This is a genomic window from Shewanella insulae (assembly GCF_009831655.1).
Classification (GTDB): Bacteria; Pseudomonadota; Gammaproteobacteria; order Enterobacterales; family Shewanellaceae; genus Shewanella; species Shewanella insulae.
The window spans coordinates 58,685-83,886 of sequence record NZ_WRPA01000003.1 but is presented as its reverse complement, the minus strand read 5'-3'; the positions used below and the strand labels follow the sequence as shown (position 1 = coordinate 83,886).

Here is a 25,202-nt window from a genome sequence, read left to right as displayed (position 1 = left end):
CAGTTGAATTCAAAGTTCAGAATTCTTGCCAAATCGGTGGTGACAAGCGCTTTTAAACCTCGTATACTTCTTTGCGCTTTCGATAGTGACGACTATCTTAAGTCGGCCCCTTAGCTCAGTTGGTTAGAGCACACGACTCATAATCGTTAGGTCCACAGTTCAAGTCTGTGAGGGGCCACCAATTCTTTCAAAGGCTTAGCTCATTAATTTGACTAAGCCTTTGTGCTTTCTGGCTCATGCGGATCGGTTGCGGATCGGTTCTTACTCATTCAGCCTATCTGCTCTCTTCCCTTCCCGTTAAAAAATACCTTACACTTGATTACTCGTTGGCCAACGAACTAGCCAATATGGACATACTGGATAAGTACGAACTAAAGGAATGGTGGAACACGGCGCTAACGCCAGCACAACGTGAGCAAATATCACGTGACTATCAGCCTATGGGTTATCCGTCTGGAGAGCGTTATCTCTATGCAAAGCTGGTAGGCAAATCGTATGGTGATACGGGTAAATGCTGCTTACTGGACGTCTTGGCATGTGTGGCAAAAGATGATGCTAAAGGCATCATTAGCGACAAAACCGAGCAAGCGGTAAAAGAGGCTCTTAGCCAGCCTAAGCGAAATTACATAGATATTCACTTAGCCCTAGCTGGTTTAATTAAATATCATTACCGTTTGCGAAATGACCAAGCTCATTATGAAAAGGCCAAAGAGTTTTGCTTATTGCAGATCTCTATTTCTAGTAAATTAGTCAAAAAATTTCGTCATCCCGAAAAACCGAAAGAATTAAAACGGCTTCATAAATTAACGGGTATGACACATCCCTATTATGATGAGCCTCAAATTCTGCCTTCACATACAGGTTACAAACAACTTGCGATCATTCTTGAAAAAGAGGGTGATCTTGATGGGGCACTGGAACTTTCGCAGAAAGCGTTAGAGCAAGGATGGTCTGACGATTACGAAAAGCGTATTGCCAAGCTAGTGACTAAAATCGCCAAGCGAAAATAGCCCTTTTTACTGAGTAAGAAAACTCGCCTTAAAGGTGTCCGAAAACTCCCTTAGTGATGTCAGAAAATGGGCGGCTAATGATGTCGGAAAAGTCCACCAGCGATCCTTGCCTGCTAATGTCAGCTTTGCCTGTTGTAGCTATGTAGTATCCATCACACAACAGCTAATAACATGAATTTAAACGGCTAAACTCAGTGCGTTGTAATGTTGTAGATGTTGTGGCTGGCGCTATAGGCTGACTTCACAACCTGCTCAATGAGCAAACTAACTCTGCACATCTATCACAAGTACAACACTACAACTAAAACCCCTTTATGGTTTGTTTTTACGCTAGAGCAAAGGCTTTCAGGCAGTTGTAGCCCAGTTGTAAGCCCTGCAACAAATACAACAAAGCCCCTTTTTTACGGGGGCTATGACTCCAAAGTATTATTTTTCAAGGTGAGCGATAGCGAGGCGGCGAACCAGTAATACAGAGTAAGTAGCCTTCATTGATACAACTCGCAATTGCGGCGCGAATGGCATCCGACTTGTTACCCGTCATCGTTTTGAATGGTGCCACTCGGCTGCGGCTTTGGATAATTTCCCGCTCAGTCTTAGAGCCACCTTGCTCAAACATCCTGAGTATGGCCTCGCACTCAGCAGACTTTCCTATCATTCCCTTTTCTTCGAGAATCTGGCGCACATTAGCGGCTAAGGCTGCGGCCATATCAATGGCGACCGTCACCACAGAATAAGGAATAAAGCCACCGACAGCTTTATCCGTCATCAGGCAGTCGGCTATGTGCAACGTGGCGGCGAGTTTCATCACTTGAATGTCGATCTTGCCGAAAATCCCCCTTAGTACCCCGTGAGAATAAAGCTCCCCATCAGCTAATAGCGGTTCAATCTCCTGCTGCTTATCCGCTATGGCTTGCCAGCCTTGCGGATCTATCTCCAGCGAGATCAAGCGTTCCAGTAATGGATAGTGATTATTGCTAATCATCCACTCACTGATATTTTCAACCGCCTTGTCATAGCTAGCTCTTAGCTTTCGGTCTACAAAACTAGGTTTAGCTTTACCAAAGCGCCGCTTGCCTAATAATGTTGGCTCACTCAGCATCAAAAAGCGCTCAGCAATCCCAGTGCCGTTGCTCTTTGCCAGAATGGTATCAATACTGCCAGACTGCGCCAGCAAGGTAACAGCGCCATGAACTATGCCCTGAAACCCTTGGCGGGTCACACGGCTGGCACTATGCCACTCACCATTAAAGCCTTTGAGTATTAAATCACTATCAGCCTTACGGTCAGACGTTAAGCCAAGCAATACATCACTTAACCCTTGCTCAGCACTTGCCAATGAGAAATAGCCCTCATTCACCTTGGCATGGTCTGACTCTAATGCTTCTGGCGTTGTGTTAGAACCCAAGATCTTAATCAACCTTGCGGGTTCCTCCTCCGTAGCGGCAGCTAAGCGACTCTCATTTAGCGCTTTAATTGCTTTTAAACATGGCGTGGTTGCTGAACGTAACACTGAGCTTTTGGCCGCTGCTGGTGGCTGTTCAGCTACAACATAAAGCCCCATCGGTAGCCGTTCCTGATTCGGATATTGCACGCAATATTTTAACCCTGCATAACCTGAGAAAATGCCCATCACAGTTAAAATAGCGGTGTTAGTAGGAAACTGATAAGCCCTCGCAACATCGGCGGCAAAGGTCACTAGCGCATTACCTTTACCAATAGCTGCCAAATCGAGCTTTTCCGCTGCTTTCGTACTGGGTAAGTTACTCTCTTGCAATGGCTTAATCGGTGTTAAGTTATTTAACTGCTGCCGCCCTTGCGGATCGGCAAAGTCTACACTTTTCTTTTGCTCACTCATGCGCACACCTCTGGCATTATGTAACAGCCATTAGCGGCAATAGCGGCTAATTTTGCATAATGTTCACCCGCTCCGCTTCGGTCGTTATCGGCCAACATAATGATGTTAGCTTGCGGTCTTGAACGTCTAACAAGTTTGGCAATTTCAACCAAGCCACCAGCATTGAAAGCGCAAATAACTCGGGCTTGTGGCATGTCCTCGGCGACCGCTGCACAGGTGGCAAAGCCCTCGCCAATGTAAATAGTCGCGGTCGCTTCTATCTGGCTGCAAAGCGGGAACATGCCGCCTTTAATCTGCCCACCAGCAAGAAAGGTTTTCTGGCCGTCTGCGCTAATAAACTGCAAGCTAGTAATAAGCGAGCCATTAAAGACAGGAATCACCAAGGTGTCCGACTTAAAGGATTGGCGATTAGGTAAAGTCACTGGCCTGTTTAGCTCTAAGCAACCGAAAGGCATCACCCCTTTGACTTGTAAATATTCATTATCTGCCGTTGCTTTAATGCAATACTGGCGAGTAATGCTATAAGCTAACTGTGCCGCCTTCTCTCGGGTTTTCTGCTGCTGTTGCTGGCTTTGTAACTGCTGCTGTGCCGCACGTTGCTGGTGGCGTTTTACACGCTCAGCATCAATAGGATTTCCCATATCAAGCCCCACAAGGGGGGCGACCATGCAGGCCGCCTGATAAGGTTTCACCCCAAAGGCATTGCACACCAACGCCAGCCCGTCACCGCTATTTGGCTCACACTGGTTACAAAACCACGTACCGCGTCCGTCTTTGTCATCAAAACGGAAGCGATCTTTTCCACCGCACACGGGGCAAGCCTGGTGTTTATTGCCATTTACTGAGATGCCAAGGCCGTTAAGCACGTTCAGCCAATGGCCGTTAGCGATAGCCACCAGCGCCGAAACTGAATTATTGCTCATCAGTGCGGCCCTCCACTGTTTTGATACACAGGTTAATTAATCGGATATACTCAGTAGTCACGGCCACAAGTTCACTTAGGCTGTACTCAAGATTAATGGTTGTTAAAAGCATCGGTTCCACATCATCAAAAGTTGTGCTACCTTTTGTTTGCTTATCGAAAGTAGCCCCATTTACCTGCCCGGTTTTGGGGTTATTTTTTGTCATTGTCATCGCCCCACCCCGCAAATATCTTAACGGCCTCTGGTGTCATCTTTTCCCAGTCGATGAAATACCGCCTAATGCGCTGGTGTGAGATGCCATGCTCATCGGCAACATTGTTTTCATCACGGTAGCGGTAACGTAACCCAATGCATTCTAAATCCTGCATCCTAGCAGGTAAGGCACATACGCCAATGGCGGCAGCTTCATAGCGGTTAATCGAGCCAAAGCGTTGCATTTGGAAAAAAACTTGTTTGATTTGAATTTCTGTTCTGTTTGCGTGTGTCATATTAAGCCCCCTGACCAGACAGGAAGGCTTGAACATCAGCAGCAGGCCACAGCAAGCGGCCAGAAGGCAATTTAATCGGCTTGATACCGTAAAAACTGCCTGTTTTACATAAGCGGGTGCGGATTGTGGATGGTTTGCCGTGTAACGCTTCGGCAAATTGTTCGGTAGTTAAATTGCAATTGTGTAGGTGTAAATTCATGGCTATCTATTCCTATTCAAGAAAACAGGTACAGAGTAGCGCCCTAAAAAAAGGATCTCTTAGCGGCGTGATCCTACTTTCTTGCTCTCTCCATGCCATCTTTTTATTGAGGGCACACTTGGTTTTTTTTGACTAAGAAAGTAGGTGCTCCATTTGGCATGGATGTGAGTATAAGCCCATTCAGCTGTTCTTCCTTCGGCCACTTTTTCTTTGACTAATTTAACAACTCTTTCTTTTAGCTCATCAGTAAATTTATTATTCTTCTTCCTTAGCTCCTCGGTTTTTTCATGCCCTCTGTGAATCGCTTTTTCAAACATGGCTAAAACAATTAATTTTGATTTTGCACTAGCCTTTATTAAAGCCAAAGCTGCACCATGGGCATCTGAACACTCCACATGATGCCTAGCTTGTATCAGATATTGCATGCCTTCAGCCGCGATACAAAGGTTTACATTGCTTTTCTTTTTAAAATAATTAATTAGCGCAAAATATCGATTTCCATATATTTTAACGCGTGACAAATCACCATCGCTCAACATCTCACTAGATAGCATCGCCTCCAATAAAAATTGAGCATCCAAATCATCTTCAATATAACTTTTGATGTAATCGACTAAAAATTTTATTTCAGATTCAAAGTGGTAATCTAAAGAATATGCTTTACGTTCATCCTCTTCTGTTAGCTTCCCCCCTCCTATTTCATCCGCTGAATATTTTCTCGTATGTTTAGCTATAAAACTTTCATAAATATCTTTTCTTTTAGCTGTCGAAATTTTGTCTCGTTTAGTTATCAACGCCATATGAGTTACCTAATCAATCGCATTTGACTGCTTGAATTTTTAGGAATATTTATCCCTGCCTGTTCTAAAAACCAGCCTTCTAAACTGACATGCCACTTCCGTAATAGATCTAGTGGCCGTTGCTTATAGTGCTTTTCAGCGGTAGCGCTAGGTTTATGCCCCATAATTTGCGCCACGACACCTACAGGAACTTCCACCCATTCAGAAAGTGTGGAGAAGCTACGCCGCAAGCCATGGAAGGTTAACCCCTCAATAGCAGCGGCTTTTAACGCTGGTTCAAAACTTTTACGGGGTTCTGTTAACTTGCCAGATTTGGCGGTAGGACTTGAAAAAACCCATTGGTTACGCCGTGGAAGGTTAACAAGTAAAGATTCAACATATGGTGTCAATGGAATAATACGAAAGCCATCATCTTGACCTTGGCTGGTGGCTTTGTCTCGAATGGTTAAACTCTTCCACTGAAAATCGACATCATCCCATTTAAGACTCATTAACTCATTACGCCGCGCACCAGTTAGTAATAACGTTTGCACATAGGCCGCTATGACAGGGTTTTCAATTTGCCGAACATAGGTAAAGAACGCAGGCAATTGCTCCTTTTGCAAAACATCATGACGGGGCTTTAACTTGGTAACTGTCTTTTTGACGTCTCTCGTTCTCAGGCTATGAACATCCACCAGCCCTAAATATTGCTCCTGCTCAGAACACCAATTTAAGCAGGCAAACAACAAACGATAAGTTTGTGTGGCGACACCGGGACGGGATTGGTTTTCTTTCTCCAGCCAATTTTTAATCTTGGCAGCAGTGAGCTCACCAACTTTGACGTCAATTAACGGATTAAGGCATCCAGCCTTGGTAACACGCCCCTTACCCCTTGCCCAAGGTAAGCCGGGCTGCTGAACAGCTTTTAGATGGTCGTTGTAATGTTTATCACCCCAATAACTTTTGTTGGCTGCAAGGTACTCTTCCCACACTTGCCTAAGCGTTACCAATCCCCGCTTTATCTCTTGCTCTTCAGCTACCGCTGCGGCGGCTCTCTCACGTTTCACTTTGGCAGGGCTAACATTCTGACTTGCTGCTACCTGTAGTTTGCCAGCTTCAGCCCTTGCCATATCAATATCGAACGATTCCACTGGGCCAATAACCGTACGGTGAGTTCTTCCGTTCACCCATGCCTGAAAAATGTAGGTTTTTTTGCCTGAAGAAAAAGCCCTTATCCCCAGCCCCGGCTGCTTAGTGTCCCAAAGAAAGGCATCGCGCTTCCCATCTGGGCATTTAAAATCACTAACACGACCAGCGGTAAAGCTGACTTTGTTACTAATAGCTTTGGTGGTGGTAGACTTAACGTTAGCCATCTGAACCCCCTTCGGTTCTTATGGACGCCCTTCTGGTGTTGCCGCATCAGAGGGGCTTTTCATTTTTGCGGATCGGCTGCGGATCGGTTTTCAACCAATATACGCCAAAATAGAACAACACTCCACCGCTAACACACAACAGATAACTCATTATTTTTTAATGAATTGTAAGTGTAGATCAAAACAGATCAATGTCATTATTTGACTTCTCATAATCGTTAGGTCCACAGTTCAAGTCTGTGAGGGGCCACCAATTCAAACAAAAAAGCCTGCATCATGCAGGCTTTTTTGTTATTCCACTTTTCGCATTTCCAGTACTTAACTCGATACGCCATGACTGGCCTCCTGCTTGAGCATAAAGCGCAACAGATCCGATTGGCGTTTCAGCAGCATCTGGTTCTTGACCCTCTCCTGGGTGATCACCGCATTAAGCGGCTTATGGATAAAATCCACCGCCCCCAAGGTAAATCCACTCACCTCCAGCTCCTCATCATGATGAGCGGAGACAAAGATAACCGCGATGTCCTGGGTACAGGGATCGTCTTTCAGGCAACGGCACACCTCAAACCCCGACATGCCAGGCATCTCGATATCCAGGAGCAGAAGGTCGGGCTCGAAGCTCTGACACAAGGCGAGCGCCTCCTCACCGCTCAACGCAGAGGCAATCTCATAACCCTGACCCAACAACTGCCTGAGTATGATGATATTGACCTGCATATCATCGACGATCAGTATTCTCCCCTTACGAGAAAAAATGAATGGATTCAAATTATTATTCTGTTCCATTAAACACCCATCGGCCTGTCTTTACTGAAGATAGTTTTCTAAGTTTGCGCAGAGACGTTTTGTATCTCCTGTGTGGAATCCAGGGTCTCCAGCAGGCGATCCATCAGCTTTTCATAACAAGGCTTAATCACTCCGAAGAGGAGAACTAACTTATCACTGTTCTTCATTTTCGCCTCCATTTCCAGACTCAGGAACTGCTCCTGTAACTGTATGGCGCCTATGCTACTTGAAAGACCCTTGAGGCCATGGCTGAGCTGGCGAACTTTCTCATAGTCTTTGTCGGCAATCGCAGTTTCGAGCTGGCTAAGTTGCGGCGGCGTCGACTCATAATAGCTCTGGCAGATCTCGGCAAACAGGGGCTCGTTATTCATCAATCGACTCAGGGCTAACTTGCGATTCCACACATATTCCTCGTCGTTGACCTGGATCTCCTCATGGGGTGCCGAAGTCAGCAAGGCGGAAGAATCATCGTCCTCACAGACTGAAATTAGCCAGTCCACCACCTTCTCCTGCAGACGCTCGGCCACTATTGGCTTGGTTACATAGTCATTCATGCCGGTCTCAATACACTTGTCACGCTCGCCCATCATGGCGCTGGCCGTCATGGCGATAATGGGCGTATCGACAAACGCCTCTCCCGCCTCGCCCCCCCGAATAGCCCGGGTACAATCATAACCATTGAGCAAAGGCATCTGGCAGTCCATCAATATGCAATGCACGGTTAACCCCGTTTGCTCGCACTCCTTCAGCTTCGCTATCGCCTCCTGACCGTTGGTAGCCCTGACAAATTCCAGGGACAGCTCAGACAAGACGCCCAAGGCCACCTCTATGTTGATCTCGTTGTCATCGACCACCAACACACGTGCCCCCTTGATGCGTGCGGCCACCTCATCTGAAATCAGCTGCTTAGCGTGTTGCTTCGAATACTCACTACCAGACTTCACTTCCCGCGCACCAAACTTCTGCATAAACTCGGAGAAGAGCAGCGGGTTATTGAGATACTCAAGCTCAATATTATTTAGCGACTTATTGCCATCTGAACTCTTTTGGAACGCCATCACCCGCGGCAGACGCTTATGGATCGCCGCCAGTGTCGGCCACTGGCTATCGAGATCTGTAAGCAAGGAGTGACGCTGCTCGACAATCAAGACGTGGGGCACCACCTCGGGCACGGGAGCCTCCTGATTAAGCCAGTCACGAATGGGTCCCCCGGGTAACAGCTTGCCTCCCAGACGCGCAATGGCCGCCTCGACGCAGGCCTGCTGTACCTCATTCACCAACAGGACACTACAAGTCATCTCATGCAGCAAGACCTCAGGGGCCATCAGCTTAAACTGCCCCTGATTCAGCACCATGGTGAAGGTAAAGCGACTGCCCTGCCCCTTGTGAGATTCGAAACTCATCTTGCCGTTGAGTAGCTCGCTCAGCTCCTTACAGATAGACAGGCCCAGGCCGGTACCGCCGTATTGATTTGAGATACTCGAAGTCGCCTGAGAAAAGGCGGTGAACAGCTTGGCCTGATTCTCCTCTGCGATACCTATGCCGGTATCGGATACCTCACAGATAAACTCAAGCTCTCCGGTCTCACGCAGACGGCTGTGGGCCTTGATCTTGATATGCCCCTGCTCGGTAAACTTGATGGCGTTGTTTACCAGGTTAGTAAGGATCTGAGTAATTCTATGGGGATCGCTCTCAATGCTCTGGCATCTAAGGTCGACCACATCGATGATAAACTCTACCCCTTTCTCCTGCGCCTTCACCGCCATGCTGCTACAGACACTTTCGATAAGGTTGAGGGGATTGAAGACACTCATGTCTAAGTCTAACTTGCCCGCCTCTATCTTAGAGAGGTCCAACACATCGTTGATCAGCGCAGACAGCGCATCGACACTCACCTCCGCCATATCGAGATAACGCGCCTGTCGCTCACTGAGTGACTCCTTACGCACTAGATTCAGGGTGCCCACTATGCCGTTTAACGGTGTCCTCATCTCATGGCTGATGTTGGAGATGAAGGTGCTCTTCACATAGCTGGCCTTCTGTAGCTCCTGGGTCCTGATCGCTACCTTCTTCTCGAGCTCGGCGTTCACCAGCTGGATCTTCTTGGCCGCCTGCTTCTCGATGGAGACATCACGTATGACAATGGCCACGCCTAAGGTATGTTTGTTTTCACCTAAGATGGGCGACACAGACACATAGAGATCGGCGCAGTGCCCCTCATTCATCGGCAACTCGGCGTCCAGACTAAGGGCCTTATTACCCTGATTCGCCTTAACCACCAGCTCCGCTAGGTCCACCTCGGGCAGCAGAGCCAGTTCATTGATATAATGCCCCTTGGCATAATCGGCATCATAGCCAAATAACAACTCGGCGGCCCGATTCCAGTTGTTAATCACCCCGCTATTGCCCACGCCTATGATGGCATCTTTAGAGCCATCGATAATCGCCGCCGATTGTGCCTTCTCCTTGGCCAGAGCCTGGCTGTTACGTGCGCTACGCCCCAAGATAGTGAGCACAAATAGAAACAACATGCCCACGGCCAGCATAAAGGTGTAGACACTGATGCGCCTCGATACCGCCAACTCTCGCACATATTCCTTTGACGCCATCAGGGTCGACGTGAGTTGTCCACTCTGAGCATCATTCGACAGCGTGATGCTAGTGTGATAGGCATAGAAAGGCCTGTCGTCGTGAAATTTATCCACCACTAAGTCAAAATTACGTTTGAGTTCCTTACTGCGCCGGTAATGTTTAGACCACACCAATTCTGGATTAAGGTCACGACTGAAGCGCATCTCATCATCCGGGTGCAGCAAGAAATACCCTTGACTGTCGGTCAGGACTAGCTCGATATGAGGCGGCACTATGCTATTGAAAGAGTTTAGTAAACGCTCTGCGTTAATGTTAACAATCAGCAGACCAAATCGCTGGCCCGAATCAGAGAAAATCGGCGTTGCCAGACGCAGCATGGGGCGGTAGGGATAATCTATCTTGCCAAACTCCCGGTTCAAGTTGATAGGTGAGGTATAGATCTCCCCCTGCTGCAGATCTTTGCTGGCTTGATAATAATCTCGCCCCTGTTTGTCCTGTAGATGGTTATCGGGGATCACATTCACGGCCCCGCCACGCCTGTCCACACGAATCAGTTCCATTCCGTCTGCATCGAGTATGCGCAACTGCTCATACTCTCGATTATTCTGTAAGAAGGCGACGAAGATGGTCTCCAAGCGATGACGCCATTGTTCATAGCGGGTCTCATCCACAGGATCTATCCCTTGATTATTCTTAGCCCGGGAGAGTCCCGAGATAGGAGGCGTCTCAAACAGGAAATTTAAGTTATTGAAATAACGGTTAAGCCTATCCTGCGCCTGATTATTTACCTGCTCACTCAGGGCCTCTAGATCCGTCCTCAGGCTGCCGACAATACTCTTGTTTAACTGGGACTCGAAGCCAGCGATGATAACCAAGGCCACCACCAGCACAATCAAGGAAGAAGCCAGTAGCAGCGAGCGTCCGCCAAAGAGGCTAGATAGTCGTGTAACCTGTCGCACCATGGAACATAACTCCTTTTAATCATCCAACCTAAGCAACACATTAATAAATAAACCAATTCGCTTTTAACATAAGCGATAAAATACGCGGCGATCTATCGTAGAGAATAGGCATTTCTCCGCCGACAGTTAACTCAAAAGTCGTATTTAATCTGGTTTTTCCCATAAAGCAGAGAAAATCCCTAAGCAAACTGATTATAGTCGGCTAAGCTGAATATAGACGGCAGATTTGAAAAGGAATTCTTCTATGCTTTTCGGCAGCGACCTAGAGACTCGGCAGAAAATATTAGTTGTCGATGACGAGAGCGCCAACCTGCATCTGCTGGAACAATCCCTTACCGATCTGGCCGAAGTCATCTGCAGCACAGGTGGCCAAGATGCACTACGCAAGGCCGAGCAACACCAACCCGCAATTATCTTGCTGGATATCGAGATGCCACAAATGGATGGCTTCGAGATGTGTAAGCGACTCAAGAACAATCCTAAGACCTGCAACAGCGCGGTGATCTTCGTTACCGCCCACAGCGAGAGTAGCTTCGAATACAAGTCCCTCAGCTCGGGGGGCATCGACTTTATCAACAAACCCATAGACCTGGTCACCTGCCGCCTACGGGTGAAGAATCACCTGCAACTCAAGCGTCAAGAACAGACCATAGTAGAGGCCCGTCAGGACATGCAGGCACTCGTCAATCAGATCCCCTCCTACATCTCCTACTGGTCAAAAGAGTTGCTTAATCGCTTTCACAACGACTATAACGGCAGTTGGTTTGGCACTATCCCTCAAGATGCACAGGGTAAGCCGGCCTCTAGCCTGCTACCCAAGGTCCTGTATGAGGAGGTATTGGCCCGCATCGCCAGCAATAAGCTCAAGCATCAGTTTGAAGTTAGCCTAGAAGACACACCCAGTAAGATAGATTATGTCCAGGCCCATCTCACCATCAGGAAACACGAGGGACGTGTGGCAGGGCTGTTATTGACTCTCACGGATATCACCTCCATAAGGCGGGCCAAGAGCCAGCTCGACATGGAAAATCGTCTCCTGAAGATAATGCTGAACGCCATCGGCGATGCCATCATAGCCACAGATGAACGGGCAATAATCACCTTCATGAATCCCATCGCCGAACATCTCACCGGCTGGGTATCTCGCGATGCCATCGGCCTGCATATCGAGCAGGTGATGGATCTGTGTGATGCCAAGACCAAGTATCGCAGCCCTAATCCAGTCACCATCGCCATCAATGAGAAGCGTAAGGTCGCCATGGCTCTCGACTGCCAGCTCACCAGTTTGGATGGCTCCATCTTTCAAATAGAGGATTCCGCCGCCCCCATTACAGACAATGAGGGCAAGATAACCGGCGGCATCATAGTGTTCCATGACTGCAGCGAATCTGTGGCCATGTCGCTCAAGATGAGCCATCTGGCCAATCATGATCAGCTGACCGACCTGCCCAACCGAGTTTTGCTACAGGACAGAATCAATCATGCCTGCACTGTGGCCGACTCCTATGACAAGCGTGTCGCCCTGATGCTGATCGACATAGACCACTTCAAATACCTCAACGACTCGCTAGGACACAGCTACGGGGATCAGGTGATCAAGCAGGTCGCCAAACGCTTGCAATCGCTGATCGATCCCAATGCCACCCTGGGACGAATCGGCGGCGACGAATTTGTCCTACTGCTGCCCTCGCTGACCGCCACAAGCCAGGTCGATTCCATCGCCACCGATATTGTCCGCAGCCTCAACACGCCGTTTCGCATCGATGGCCAGGAATACACCCTGTCGGTTAGCGTAGGGGTTAGCATCTATCCCTCGGATGCCCTAAGGGCCGAAGAGCTGATGAGCCATGTAGATGCCGCCATGTACCGTGCCAAAGAGCTGGGTCGCAACCGCTTCTGCTACTTCTCCGAAGATCTGGAACAAGAGCTGGTTAAACGTCACGAGCTGGTCACCCTACTGCGAACCACCATAGACACGGAAGCCATAGAGGTCTATTACCAACCTAAGGTCGATCTCAAAACCAAACAGATCATAGGTGCAGAGGCCCTGGCCAGACTTTACGATCCCAATGGTAAGCTCATCTCTCCCCTAGATTTCATCCCCCTAGCGGAAGAGACGGGCCTTATCCATCAGCTGGGCGAGATCATCTTGAAGCAGAGCTGCATCGCCGCAAAATCCTGGCAAGACAAAGGCAAACCCCTACAAATTGCCGTCAACATTGCCGCCAAGCAATTTACCAACGCCAACTTCAGCGATTCGGTAGCTAAGGTACTCGAGCTCACCGGACTCGACAGTCGCTTCCTGGAACTCGAGGTGACCGAGAGCGCCCTGATGTATGACTTTGACGAGGCCTTAAACGTCCTCAATACCCTCTCCTCCTTGGGGTTAAGCATCGCCATCGACGACTTCGGCACCGGTTATTCCAGCCTCAGCTATCTTAAATTCTTCCCTGTTAATACCCTGAAGATAGATCAATCCTTCGTAAAGGATATGCTGGGAGACGAGCAGAGCCTGGATATCGTCAAGGCGGTGATTCATCTGGGCAAGTCCCTGAAGCTCAAACTGATCGCCGAAGGCATAGAAGATGCCGAGCAGTTGAAGAAACTCGTGGCCTTAGAGTGTGAACAGGGCCAGGGGTATATGTTCAGTAAGCCCCTGCCCCTGGCCGAATTTGACCGCCTTATCTATCTTTAACCCTCTTCTTACCTCCTCCTTGACTCGAGAAGTAAATAACGTAATATCCCCAACACCTTAACCTGTGCACAACAGGTGTTACATCCCAAATTTAAGGCCTGAAGATAGCGTCACAAGGAGAGAGAATGACAACACTACCAAAGGATATCGCCAATCTATCGACGATAAAGAGTAAAGGCAAAGGCGCGTTGGCCATGGTCGCAGGCCTGCTTTTCGCCCTGATCCTATTCAGTCAGACCATGTATACGGTCGATGAGGGCCATGTGGGCATCATCAAGCGTTTCGGTCAGGCCACAGAGCAGGTCAACCCCGGCCTACACGTTAAGCTCCCCTTCGTCGATAAGGTCGAAATCTTAGAGATACGTACCCGGAAGAATGTCGAGAAGCTCAACGCCTCTACCCACGAACAGATGCCGGTGACAGCCGAGGTCTCCATCAACTGGACAGTCAATCGCGATCAGGCCTTCGACCTGTTCAAGAGTTATGGCGGCCTGAGCCAGTTCGAGTCGCGCATTCTGGATCCTAAACTGAGATCCGCTACCAAGGATGCCCTGGCGCGCTACAAGGCCGAAGAGATCATCCAAAACCGCAGTCGGGTGATCGCTCAGATAGAAGACTTACTTATCGAAGAGATGAAGGAATATCCGGTCAAGCTGGATTCAGCCCAACTGGAAAACCTAGGTCTGCCGCAGAAATATATCCAGTCCATTGAGACCAAGCAGACAGAGAAAAACCTCGCCGCCGCCGAGAAACATCGTCTAGAGCGACAAAACCTGGAGGCCCAGCGGGAGGTAAACACCGCCAACGCCAAGCGTGACGCCGCCAAGGCCACCGCCGACGGTAAGGCCTACGCCATTCAGACCGAGGCGATTGCCGAGGCCGAAGCGATTCGCCTGAAGGGTATCGCCGAAGCCGAAGCGATCAAGAAGAAAGCCGAGGCACTGAGAGAATCTCAGACTCTGGTCGACTATGTACGCGCCCAGCAGTGGAACGGTCAGATGCCGACTACCATCATGGGCAGCGACCAGAGCGTGCTGTGGAACATGACCAGCAAGAAGCAGTAACAAGAAGCAGTAACAAGAAGCAGTAACAAGAAGCAGTAAGCTTCCTTTGGGTTGCGCTTGCAAGCGTTAACCTACACAAAAAAGCCCGCATCGAGCGGGCTTTTTTATTGGCGATAACTTGGCTAGACCCCGAGCTTGTCACGCATTGTATAGTACCAGGCGCCTATGGCCGAGAATGGCACCTGCAGTAGATGGCCGCCCGGGAAGGGGTAATGGGGCAACTGGGCGAAGGCATCGAAACGTTTCGCCTGACCATTGATGGTCTCGGCCAGTATCTGCCCCGCCAGGTGGGTATAGGTGACCCCATGGCCGCTACAACCCTGAGAGTAATAGATGTTACCGCCGATACGCCCAACCTGCGGCAGGCGCGACAGGGTCAGCAGGAAGTTGCCCGTCCAGGTAAAGTCTATCTTCACATCCTTTAGCTGCGGAAAAGTCGCCAGCATCTTGGGACGGATGATCGCCTCAATATTGGCAGGATCCCGCGCGCCATAGACCACGCCGCCGCCATAGATGAGACGCTTGTCACCCGAGAGCCTGAAGTAATCCAGCAGATAGTTACAATCTTCGACGCAATAGTCTTGCGGTAACAGCGAGTGCGCCAGCTCCTCCCCAAGCGGCTCTGTGGTGATCACCTGAGTACCACAGGGCATAGACTTGGCCTGCAGCTCCGGCAGCAGTCCCTTGAGGTAGGCGTTACCGGCCACGATGACAAACTTGCACTTCACCGAGCCTTCCTGGGTGTGCACCACAGGGCTTTCGCCCTGTTCGACACGAACAACCGCCGAATCTTCGAAGATCTGCCCCCCCAAGGATTCCACCGCATCGGCCTCGCCCAGCGCCAGGTTGAGCGGATGGATATGACCGCCGCTCTTGTCCAGCAAGCCGCCGACATAGCGCTCGGTATCCACCACGCCGCGAATGCCCTGCTCATCCAGCAGCTCTAAGTGCCCCAGATGACCATGCTTCTCCCACAGCGCTTTTTGCGCCTCGAGATGGCCCATCTGTTTCTTGTTCAGCGCCGCAAACACGCCGCCATCTTTTAAATCGCACTGGATGTTGTATTTGGCCACCAGCCCCTTGAGGATACGCCCCCCCTCGAAGGCCATCTGACCAAATAGCTTGGCCTGCTCTGTGCCCACAACTTTCTCTATGGTGTCGATATCCCGGCTGAAGCTGTTGACTATCTGACCGCCGTTGCGCCCTGAGGCGCCGAAGCCAACCCTGGCGGCTTCCAGTACCGTCACCTTAAAGCCCGCCTCTAACAGATGGATCGCCGAAGAGAGGCCGGTATAGCCGGCGCCAATAATACAGACGTCGGTCTCTATGTTATCGCTTAACTTGTCGCGCAGCGCCTTGGTATTGGCAGATGCCGCATAATAGGAATTTGCATGAGGTGTACAGGTCATATCATTCACCCTGAATCGTTATAATAATGGCTTGGGTTACAGGCGCCCCATCGCGGCCGCCTGTCGTCTTGAGCTAACGCTGCGCTCCTAGTCGCTGACCATTCGGCTGCGTTTGTCGGCGCGGCGTGCCAGATACCAGGAGATGAAGGCGATAAGCGAGACGATCAATATGATCAATGTCGCCAATGCGTTGATCTTAGGCGAGACCCCCATGCGCACCGAGGAGAAGACCACCATAGGCAGGGTCGTCGCACCCGGACCCGAGGCGAAACTGGCGATAACCAGGTCGTCCAGCGACAGGCTGAAGGAGAGCAGCCAGCCCGCGATCAACGCCGGCGAGATCATAGGCACCGTGATGTGGAAGAAGGTCTTGAGCGGCGTCGCACCCAGATCCTGGGCCGCCTCCTCGATTGACATATCCAGCTCACGCAGCCTGGATGAGACCACCACGGCGACATAGGCGGCGCAGAAGGTCGAGTGAGCTATCCACACGGTCAACATGCCACGCTCGGCGGGCCAGCCCAGCAGATCCGCCATATGCACGAACAGCAGCAACAGCGAGAGACCCGTGATCACCTCCGGCATAACCAAAGGCGCGGTGATCATGTTCGACAGCGTCATCTTGCCCCAGGAGCGGGCGAAACGTGTCATCACGAAGGCCGCCATGGTACCGAGGATCACCGCCATGGTAGAGGCGAAGAACGCCACCTTTAAGCTGGTCGCCACCGCATCGAGGATCTGGTCGTCGCGGAACAGCTCGCCATACCATTTGGCAGAGAAGCCCCCCCAAACCGTCACCAGCTTAGACTCGTTGAACGAGTAGAAGACCAGGATAAACATGGGCGCGTAGAGGAAAAACATCCCACCCCAGAGCATCAGAGTGGAGAAGCTCAATTTTCTTAGTCTGTTGCTCATATCGTCTTCTCCATACTTCTGGACTGATATCGATGGAATAGGGTGATAGGAATGATCAAGAGTGCCAACATCACGATGGCGAGCGACGATGCGACCGGCCAATCACGGTTGTTGAAGAACTCCTGCCACAACACCTTACCTATCATGAGCGAATCTGGACCGCCTAAGAGTTCAGGGATCACAAACTCTCCGACCACAGGAATAAACACCAACATGGACCCGGCGATCACACCACCTTTCGACAGCGGCAGCGTTACCTTCCAGAAGGTATTGAGGCTACGTGAGCCAAGATCTGCCGCGGCCTCAAGCAGGCTGCCATCGAGCTGTGACAGGTTGGCGTATAGCGGCAAGATCATAAAGGGCAGATAGGTGTAGATGATGCCGATATAGACGGCGAAATTAGTGTTCAGCATCTGAATCGGCTCGGAGATAACCCCCAGCCACATCAGCAGGTTATTGATCACCCCGTTGTTGCTCAAGATACCCATCCAGGCATACACCCGAATAAGAAACGAAGTCCAGGAGGGCAACATCACCAGGAGGATCAGCACAGTCTGATGCTGCTTCGGCGCCCTGGCGATGGCATAGGCCATGGGGTAACCGATCAGCAGACAGCCGATGGTGGTAACAAAGGCCATCTTGAGTGAGCCCAGATAGGCATTGAGATAGAGGTGATCGTCGAAAATCAGAATATAGTTGCCCAGATTGAGCAAGATCTGCAGCGACTCGTCGGCATATTGAAACAAGGCCTCATAGGGCGGGATCGCCACGGCCGGGGTCGACAGACTGATCTTCAATACGATGGCAAAAGGCAAGGCAAAGAACATCAAGAGCCAGAAATAGGGTACGCCTATGGTCCAGCACTGCCCCTTGGGCAAACGAAACTTCAATGGTTTCTTCTTCATAACGCCCCCGTTAAGATCTCAGCACAACGGCGCTGGTCGCTTCCCAACTGACGAAGACATCCTCTTCCCAGGTGGGCGAGTCGGCGCGGCGGTCACTGTTGGTCATCACAGACTGAATGAGCTGTCCGTTACACAGGCGTATGTAGTAGACCGATATCCCCCCAAGGTAGGCGATATCTTCCACCTTGCCGGCGCACCAGTTGCGCGCTTCATCGGGCTGCTCGCGGCTGATATGGGTCTTCTCGGGACGAATCGCCACCCACACCTGGGTGGTATCCACACTGGTCGATACCCCGTAACCCACGTAGAAGGGCTGAGGAATCTTGGCCACATTGATCACCACGTGATCCACCTCATCCTCGACAATGTCCCCCTCGAACAGGTTCACGCTGCCGATAAACTCGGCCACCATACGGTTAGCCGGGCTCTCGTAGATATCCATAGGCGAGCCGGTTTGGGCAATCCAGCCGTCGTTCATGATGGCGATGCGCTCGGCCATGGTCATGGCCTCTTCCTGGTCATGGGTTACCATCACACAGGTCACCCCGACCGCCTCGAGAATGTCCACCACCTCGAGCTGCATCTGAGTACGAAGTTTCTTATCGAGCGCCCCCATAGGCTCGTCGAGCAGAAGCAGCTTAGGGCGCTTTGCCAGCGAACGGGCAAGGGCAACACGCTGACGCTGACCACCGGAGAGCTGATTAGGCTTACGCTTCGCATAAGGCTCCATGTGAACCAACTTGAGCATCTCCTGCACCCGCTGTTCTATCTCGGCCTTGGGCATCTTGTCCTGTTTGAGGCCGAAGGCGATATTCTGCGCCACCGTCATGTGTGGAAACAGGGCGTAAGATTGGAACATCATATTGATGGGGCGCTCATAGGGTGGCATATCGGTAATATCCTGGCCATCGAGATAGATGCGTCCCTCGGTCGGCTTCTCGAAGCCGGCCAGCATGCGCAGCAGCGTCGATTTCCCCGAACCAGAGCCGCCAAGCAGTGCAAAAATTTCCCCACGATTAATATTTAACGAGACGTCGTCCACGGCGCGAACATCGTCAAACAGCTTGCTGACTCTTTCGATCTTCAGCAGCACCTCTCCTTGCGTCTTTGTTGTCGGTTTGTTGGTGACGCCCGAATTGCTAGCCATAATACTTCTCCACAAAAAGCACCATTAAGGCACCTACGGCAATAGTTAAGATGATCTAAGAAATGGAGGGCAAGCAAGCCTGCCCTCTAGTGTAGGCATTACATGCCAGATTTGACCTTGGTCCATACGCGAGTCATGACACGCTGGGCCTTCATCGGACGTACATCGGCCACATACAGGCGTGACAGTACTTCAGGGGTTGGATAGATAGCCGCATCGTTACGGATCTCTTCATCTACCAGCTCCTGCGCTGGCACGTTAGGGTTGGCGTACGCCACATAGTTGGTGATAGGAGCAATCACCTCTGGACGCAGCAGGTAGTTGATAAAGGTGTGAGCGTTCTTCACGTTCCTAGCATCGGCAGGGATCGCCAGCATATCGAACCAGAGGTTAGAACCCTCTTTAGGGATGGCATAACCGATCACCTGACCGTTCTCAGCCTCTTCGGCGCGCGCGGCGGCCTGGAAGACATCACCCGAGTAGCCGAATGCCACGCAGATGTCGCCGTTGGCCAGATCGGTAATGTAACGCGATGAGTGGAAATAGGTCACGAAGGGACGGATCTTCGCCAGCACCTCGCCAGCCTTGGCATAATCGTCGCTCTTGGTGCTGTTAGGATCCAGCCCTAGGTAGATCATCGCCATCGGCAGCATCTCGTCGGCGCTGTCCAGCAGCGAGAAGCCACACTTAGCGATCTTCTCGGCATACTTAGGGTTAAAGACCAGCTCCAAAGAATCCACCGGCGCGTCTTCACCCAACACCTGCTTCACCTTTGCCTCGTTATAGCCGATACCTGTGGTGCCCCAAAGATAAGGCACAGAGTGCTCGTTACGTGGATCGGCTGTTTCCAGCTGCTTCATCAGCTCAGGATTAAGGTTCTTGTGGTTGGTCAGCTGTGACCGATCCAACTTCTGGAAGGCGCCCGCCTTGATCTGCTTGGCGAGGAAGTTGTTTGACGGCACCACGATATCATAGCCAGAACGGCCAGAAAGCAGCTTGGCCTCGACCACTTCGTTGCTGTCGAACACATCGTAGACCACCTTGATGCCTGTCTCTTTCTCAAAATTAGCCAGGGTGTCTTCGGCGATATAATCGGACCAATTGTATACCCTGACCACCTCTTCAGCACTGGCCATTGAGCTTGCAAATACCCCGGCAGAGACCAGGGCGAGTGTTGTCATTTTCTTTAAAAGCTTCATGCTATCTCCTTGTTAGCTTGCCAGTAGTCTGACGATTACTGTCATTGCATTGCCGCTTGTGACGGCTTTCATTGTTATTATTGCCAATGCTACAGCTTACAACTGCATCGAACCTGTTTAACATTTATCGCTAGTGTAAAATCGAAAAAATCGCCCATCAATATGAATTTATATCTATTTACACCGATTAGTTACCCATGACTCAACCAGGGAAAACTCCCCCGGCAATCTTGCTTCATTTTGTCGCCAGCCCTGCCCCAAAATGGTGCGGAAAAGCTAGACGGTCAGCAGCAGAAACTCTCGCTCCCAGGAGCTGATCACCCGGCGGAAGTTTTCTAGATCCGCCTGCTTCACTGCGATATAACCCGTGGTAAAGCTGTCACCCAGATACTCCCTCACCGCCGAGCTTTCTGACATCACCGCCAGCGCTTCTTCTAGGGTCAGGGGTAGACTGATCCCCTGACGATTCTCGTTGGCACGGCCCTGCACAGGCGTCGATGGCTTCACATCTTCCACCATACCCATGTAGCCACACAGCAAGGTGGCGGCGATGGCCAGATAGCTGTTGGCGTCGGCACCGGCGATACGGTTCTCGATACGACGGTTCTGAGGAGACGACTCAGGGATCCGCAGACCACAGGTGCGGTTCTCATCGCCCCACTCCAGGTTCACCGGCGCCGAGGTGCCCGGCAGGAATCGCCTGAAGGAGTTGACGTTCGGTGCCATCAGGGGGAGAAGCTCGGGAATATACTTCTGCAATCCACCTATATAACTCAGGAACTTAGCACTTTTTGTGCCGTCTTCGTTGGTAAAGATATTCTTACCCGTCTTAGTGTCCACCACACTCTGGTGAATATGCATGGCACTGCCCGGTTCGTCGGTGACCGGCTTGGCCATGAAGGTGGCACAAACGTCATGCTTAAGCGCCGCCTCACGTAGGGTACGCTTAAATACAAACACCTGATCTGCCAATGACAGGGGGTCACCATGGCTGAAGTTGATCTCCATCTGGGCCGTGCCCTCTTCGTGGATCAGGGTATCGATATCCAGCCCCTGGGCCTCGCACCAGTCATACATATCCTCAAATAACGGGTCATACTCGTTGGCGGCGTCGATGGAAAACGACTGACGCCCCGATTCCTTGCGGCCACTGCGCCCTATAGGCGGCATCAGCGGCATGTCCGGGTCTGAGTTTCTATGGGTCAGATAGAACTCCATCTCCGGCGCCACAACCGGCTTCCAGCCCTTTTCTTCGTAGAGCTTGAGCACCTTCTTCAGCAGATTACGGGGCGATAACTCTATGGGGTTGCCCATCTTATCGAAGGTATCGTGGATCACCTGGGCGGTAGCCTCAACCGTCCAGGGCAACATGAATACCGCATTTGCATCGGGCACACAGACAAAGTCGATATCGGCCTTGTCCAGCAGGCTGTCGTACAGGTCATCATCCACATAATCGCCGGTCACAGTCTGCAGCAGCACACTCTCGGGCAGGCGCATCCCCTTCTCGTCGATAAACTTATCGACCGGCGCTATCTTGCCGCGGGCGATCCCCGTCATATCACTGATGACACACTCCACCTCGGTGATCTTATTGGCTTTCAAATAATCGATTAACTTCTTCATGCTTCACTGTCTCTTGCGTTGAGCTGCTCTGGCTTGGCAGGCTTGATTAAAGGCGCTAAAAATCGAGCGATAAAAAGGGTTCTCTAACACCTTCCATTCGGGGTGAAACTGTACCCCCAGCGCAAAATTTTTCGCATCTTTGACCGAGAACGCCTCGATTAATCCATCGGGGGCATAGGCTTCTGGCCGCAATCCAACACCCAAACGGTCAACACCTTGAGTGTGTACAGAGTTCACCTCTGCCAAATTGCGGCCCCACGCCTCGTGGAGCAATCCTCCCGGTTCTATCTTCAACGGATGAGACAAGCCGTACTGCACTTCGACATCGGCCGTCTTGTCTTCTCTGTGTTCGATATAATCGCCAACTTCATGCAATTTCTGATGCAGGCTGCCGCCAAATACTACATTCATCTCCTGAAATCCCCGGCAGATGGCCAGTACAGGCACGCCGGCATCTATCGCCGCCTTCAGCAGCGGCAGATTGGTCGCGTCGCGTTTGGGATCATGTAGGGTATCTGGATCACTCGCCGCACCGTCGTAGTGGTGGGGCTCGATATTAGAGGGCGAACCAGTGAACAGCAGGCCATCTAGTCTGGGCAATATCGTCTCGGCCGGACAATGACCAAGCGCGGGGATCACCAGGGGCCAGCCTTGGGTCGCGTCGGCGATACTCAGTAGGTATTTCTCGCCAACGATATTGAATGGGTGCAGGCCTATCTGTTGATTACAGGCCGTGACACCGATAACAGCAAGTCCTTCATCGGACATAGTTCACCTTTAGCTTTGTTGCGTCTTCTTATAGTTATAACAATGAACACTCTTCAATCAATGTTCATTTTTTCACACACTACACTGAAATAATGAACGAGGCAATAGCCCACAGAAAACAAAATATACAATAGAATAACAATTAGAATAAAAGCTAATTAAAACAACATTAAAAGGCGAATAAATTTAATATGGAGGCGAAAACAGGCGAAAATCAAACCGATACATTTGTGAAGCATCTCTCACAGAAAAGCGACATCAGCAATTCAGTCCCACCAATATAATGGACAAAATTATTTACACAAACAGGCAAGTGACGACTAACGCGCGATGGCGCAGTTTTAGAGAGACAAGGGACAGAATGTAAGCTAGATTTGAGGCCGGGCGATGCCCTGCCTCATATGAGAAGTTTGTTAGAAGTTCGCCGGTGTGGTGGCACTAACGATACGACACGGCTTGTCGAAGGGGTTACGAAATCTATGGGGCAACTCACTGTTGAAGTAGTAGCTATCACCCTCACTAAGCACATAGACCTCGTCGCCTATGGTGATCTCCAGCTGGCCTTCTATCACCATGGCCGCCTCTTCCCCCTCATGCTGCAGCATCTCTTCGCCGGTATCTGACCCGGAAGGATAGACCTCGTTCATCACAGACATGGCGCGGTTGGGGTAGTCTCTGCCGATCAATTTATACTCCAGGTTGCCATCGCCGATATCCAGCAGCTCACCGGCACGATAGACCACCTTCTGCTCGCTGGGCATGCTCTCTTCGATGGAGAAGAAGTCCACCAGAGACATGGGCAAACCCGACAACACTTTCTTCAGGGAACTCACCGAAGGACTGACGCTGTTCTTCTCGATCATGGAGATGGTGCTGTTGGTCACCCCCGCACGCTTGGCCAGCTCGCGTTGCGATAACCCTTTCATTTTACGAACAGCTTTGAGATTTGCGCCTATATCCAAAAAACATCTCCTATCCAACAAGACCCAGGAAGAAACAATTTTCCATACTAGTTTGTATCAAACTAAAAAGCATGTTAAATATAATCAACAGGTGTTAATTATAACCAACTCAAGGGTCAAAAGTATACTTACTCTGGCCAATTTAGTCGAATAACAAGAATAAAACTCTCACTCGGAGCCCAAATGACCACCAAACGCCCTGTCCACAGTGACCTATACCCCGACTCTTTCTACCATGCCACCGCCAACGCCCTGGAAGCCCTGCCGCAACTCACCGATAGGATCAGCGCAGATGTCTGCATCGTCGGCGGCGGTTTCAGCGGCATCAACACCGCCATAGAGTTGGCGGAGCGGGGCTTCGAGGTGGTATTGCTGGAGGCAAAACGAATCGGCTGGGGCGCATCGGGCCGCAATGGCGGCGAGTTGATCCGCGGCATAGGCCACAATGTCGAACAGTTTCGCAACGAGATAGGCTCAGAAGGGGTCGCGGCCATCGAAGAGATGGGCTTCGAGGCGTTGGAGATAGTGCGTAACCGCGTCGCCAAGCACAATATCGACTGTAACCTGCAGATGGGCTATTGCGATCTGGCCACCAAGCCCAGACACATGAAGGAGCTTGCCGCCGACTATCAGGAGATGCTCCACCAGGGGCGCGAGGGCTTTAAGCTGCTGGAGAAGCACCAGCTTGGTGAGGTGATCGGCTCAGATCTCTACTGTGGCGCCCTGGTCGACATGAACAGTGGCCACCTGCATCCACTCAATCTGGCGCTGGGCGAGGCCAGGGTGGCCCGCAGCCTGGGGGTTAAGATGTTCGAATACAGCGCCGCCACCAAAATAGTCAAGGGGGAGCGCCCCTGCGTGCATACAGAGCATGGCCGCGTCGACTGCCGCTATCTGATACTCGCCGGTAACGCCTATATCGGCCATGAGCTCAACGGCTACATAGGCGGTAAGGTACTGCCCGCCGGCAGCTACCTGCTGGCGACCGAACCACTGTCCCAGGAACAGTGTGACGAGATCATTCCGCAAAACATGGCATTCGCCGACATGCGTATCGATCTCGACTACTTCCACCTCTCCCAGGACAATCGCCTGCTGTTTGGCGGCCTGTGCACCTATTCGGGTAAAGATCCCAAGGATATCGACGCCGCCCTGCGCCCCAACCTGGAGAAGGTATTCCCCCAGCTCAAGGGGGTAAAGATAGAATATGAATGGGGCGGCATGATAGGCATAGGCGCCAACCGCCTGCCGCAAATAGGTCGATTGCCGGACTGCCCCAACATCCTCTACGCCCAGGCTTATGCCGGTCACGGCGTCAATGCCACCCATATGGCGGCGAGGCTCATCGGCGAAGCCCTGACGGCCCAGGCAGAAAGGTTCGATATTTTCGACAGGGTACAGCACATGACCTTCCCCGGCGGGCCGAGATTCCGCTCACCCATGCTGGCGGCTGGCATGTTGTACCACAGGCTGAAAGACCTGCTTTAGCCTGAAAGCTATTATCTATAAGCATAAAAAAAGGTGCCCCTGGCACCTTTTCTT

The 25,202-nt window shown here is 51.0% G+C and carries 21 protein-coding genes and 1 tRNA gene; 5 read left to right on the top strand and 17 right to left on the bottom strand.

Annotated elements, in window-relative coordinates; genetic code table 11:
* The first annotated feature begins 104 nt into the window (after positions 1-104).
* Positions 105-181 (top strand) — tRNA-Ile (locus GNT65_RS04745).
* Between the two features lie 166 nt (positions 182-347).
* Positions 348-1,010, top strand: a complete 663-nt coding sequence (locus GNT65_RS04740; protein ID WP_160793970.1) for a hypothetical protein — start codon at positions 348-350, stop codon at positions 1,008-1,010.
* A gap of 433 nt (positions 1,011-1,443) precedes the next feature.
* On the opposite strand, the gene GNT65_RS04735 is transcribed toward GNT65_RS04740, so the two are convergent.
* The 9 genes from GNT65_RS04735 to GNT65_RS04695 form a co-directional block, all read right to left on the bottom strand.
* Positions 1,444-2,865 (bottom strand): DUF3987 domain-containing protein, encoded by a 1,422-nt coding sequence (locus tag GNT65_RS04735; protein WP_160793969.1) that lies wholly within the window; start codon positions 2,863-2,865, stop codon positions 1,444-1,446.
* Entirely contained in the window at positions 2,862-3,788 is a 927-nt protein-coding gene (locus tag GNT65_RS04730; RefSeq protein WP_160793968.1) for a primase-helicase zinc-binding domain-containing protein, read from the bottom strand. Before GNT65_RS04730 ends, GNT65_RS04735 begins: the two co-directional genes overlap by 4 nt.
* Positions 3,778-3,993: a hypothetical protein gene (locus GNT65_RS04725; protein ID WP_160793967.1), complete on the bottom strand. Its 216-nt coding sequence runs from the start codon at positions 3,991-3,993 to the stop codon at positions 3,778-3,780. Before GNT65_RS04725 ends, GNT65_RS04730 begins: the two co-directional genes overlap by 11 nt.
* A complete protein-coding gene (locus tag GNT65_RS04720) occupies positions 3,980-4,276 on the bottom strand; it encodes a hypothetical protein (protein ID WP_160793966.1) in 297 nt (98 codons plus the stop codon). The genes GNT65_RS04725 and GNT65_RS04720 overlap by 14 nt, the downstream gene beginning before the upstream one ends.
* 1 nt (position 4,277) lies before the next feature.
* Positions 4,278-4,475, bottom strand: coding sequence for a helix-turn-helix transcriptional regulator (locus GNT65_RS04715; protein ID WP_160793965.1), 198 nt, complete (start codon positions 4,473-4,475; stop codon positions 4,278-4,280).
* Between the two features lie 59 nt (positions 4,476-4,534).
* Positions 4,535-5,275 carry a hypothetical protein gene (locus tag GNT65_RS04710; RefSeq protein ID WP_160793964.1) on the bottom strand — a complete coding sequence of 247 codons (741 nt, stop codon included), beginning with the start codon at positions 5,273-5,275 and terminating at the stop codon, positions 4,535-4,537.
* Positions 5,276-5,280: 5 nt separating this feature from the next.
* Positions 5,281-6,630, bottom strand: a complete 1,350-nt coding sequence (locus GNT65_RS04705) for a tyrosine-type recombinase/integrase (RefSeq protein ID WP_160793963.1) — start codon at positions 6,628-6,630, stop codon at positions 5,281-5,283.
* 318 nt (positions 6,631-6,948) lie between these two features.
* On the bottom strand, positions 6,949-7,416 hold the full coding sequence (locus GNT65_RS04700; protein ID WP_160793962.1) for a response regulator: 468 nt from the start codon (positions 7,414-7,416) through the stop codon (positions 6,949-6,951).
* 38 nt (positions 7,417-7,454) lie between these two features.
* The gene (locus GNT65_RS04695; protein ID WP_160793961.1) at positions 7,455-10,970 is read right to left on the bottom strand and encodes an ATP-binding protein; all 3,516 of its coding nucleotides are present in this window, start codon (positions 10,968-10,970) and stop codon (positions 7,455-7,457) included.
* Between the two features lie 244 nt (positions 10,971-11,214).
* Here GNT65_RS04695 and GNT65_RS04690 point away from each other — a divergent pair, with 244 nt between their 5' ends.
* Both GNT65_RS04690 and GNT65_RS04685 read left to right on the top strand, forming a co-directional pair.
* Complete coding sequence (locus tag GNT65_RS04690; protein WP_160793960.1) at positions 11,215-13,665, top strand: EAL domain-containing protein; 2,451 nt, start codon at positions 11,215-11,217, stop codon at positions 13,663-13,665.
* A gap of 125 nt (positions 13,666-13,790) precedes the next feature.
* Entirely contained in the window at positions 13,791-14,729 is a 939-nt protein-coding gene (locus tag GNT65_RS04685; protein WP_160793959.1) for an SPFH domain-containing protein, read from the top strand.
* Between the two features lie 122 nt (positions 14,730-14,851).
* Here GNT65_RS04685 and GNT65_RS04680 read toward each other — a convergent pair whose 3' ends face one another.
* From GNT65_RS04680 to GNT65_RS04645, 8 genes are all read right to left on the bottom strand, one after another.
* Positions 14,852-16,138 carry an NAD(P)/FAD-dependent oxidoreductase gene (locus GNT65_RS04680; RefSeq protein WP_160793958.1) on the bottom strand — a complete coding sequence of 429 codons (1,287 nt, stop codon included), beginning with the start codon at positions 16,136-16,138 and terminating at the stop codon, positions 14,852-14,854.
* An 87-nt stretch (positions 16,139-16,225) separates the two neighbouring features.
* Positions 16,226-17,053: an ABC transporter permease subunit gene (locus tag GNT65_RS04675; protein WP_011864781.1), complete on the bottom strand. Its 828-nt coding sequence runs from the start codon at positions 17,051-17,053 to the stop codon at positions 16,226-16,228.
* Positions 17,050-17,958, bottom strand: a complete 909-nt coding sequence (locus GNT65_RS04670) for an ABC transporter permease subunit (RefSeq protein WP_160793957.1) — start codon at positions 17,956-17,958, stop codon at positions 17,050-17,052. The genes GNT65_RS04675 and GNT65_RS04670 overlap by 4 nt, the downstream gene beginning before the upstream one ends.
* 10 nt (positions 17,959-17,968) lie before the next feature.
* The gene (potA, locus tag GNT65_RS04665; protein ID WP_160793956.1) at positions 17,969-19,105 is read right to left on the bottom strand and encodes a polyamine ABC transporter ATP-binding protein; all 1,137 of its coding nucleotides are present in this window, start codon (positions 19,103-19,105) and stop codon (positions 17,969-17,971) included.
* A 98-nt stretch (positions 19,106-19,203) separates the two neighbouring features.
* A complete protein-coding gene (locus GNT65_RS04660; protein WP_160793955.1) occupies positions 19,204-20,304 on the bottom strand; it encodes a polyamine ABC transporter substrate-binding protein in 1,101 nt (366 codons plus the stop codon).
* 276 nt (positions 20,305-20,580) lie between these two features.
* The gene (locus GNT65_RS04655; RefSeq protein ID WP_160793954.1) at positions 20,581-21,930 is read right to left on the bottom strand and encodes a glutamine synthetase family protein; all 1,350 of its coding nucleotides are present in this window, start codon (positions 21,928-21,930) and stop codon (positions 20,581-20,583) included.
* A gap of 3 nt (positions 21,931-21,933) precedes the next feature.
* Positions 21,934-22,698, bottom strand: a complete 765-nt coding sequence (locus GNT65_RS04650; RefSeq protein ID WP_160793953.1) for a gamma-glutamyl-gamma-aminobutyrate hydrolase family protein — start codon at positions 22,696-22,698, stop codon at positions 21,934-21,936.
* Positions 22,699-23,111: 413 nt separating this feature from the next.
* Complete coding sequence (locus tag GNT65_RS04645) at positions 23,112-23,660, bottom strand: cupin domain-containing protein (RefSeq protein WP_160793952.1); 549 nt, start codon at positions 23,658-23,660, stop codon at positions 23,112-23,114.
* A gap of 183 nt (positions 23,661-23,843) precedes the next feature.
* Between GNT65_RS04645 and GNT65_RS04640 the strand changes: the two genes are divergently transcribed.
* Positions 23,844-25,148, top strand: coding sequence for an NAD(P)/FAD-dependent oxidoreductase (locus GNT65_RS04640; RefSeq protein ID WP_160793951.1), 1,305 nt, complete (start codon positions 23,844-23,846; stop codon positions 25,146-25,148).
* Positions 25,149-25,202: the final 54 nt, after the last annotated feature.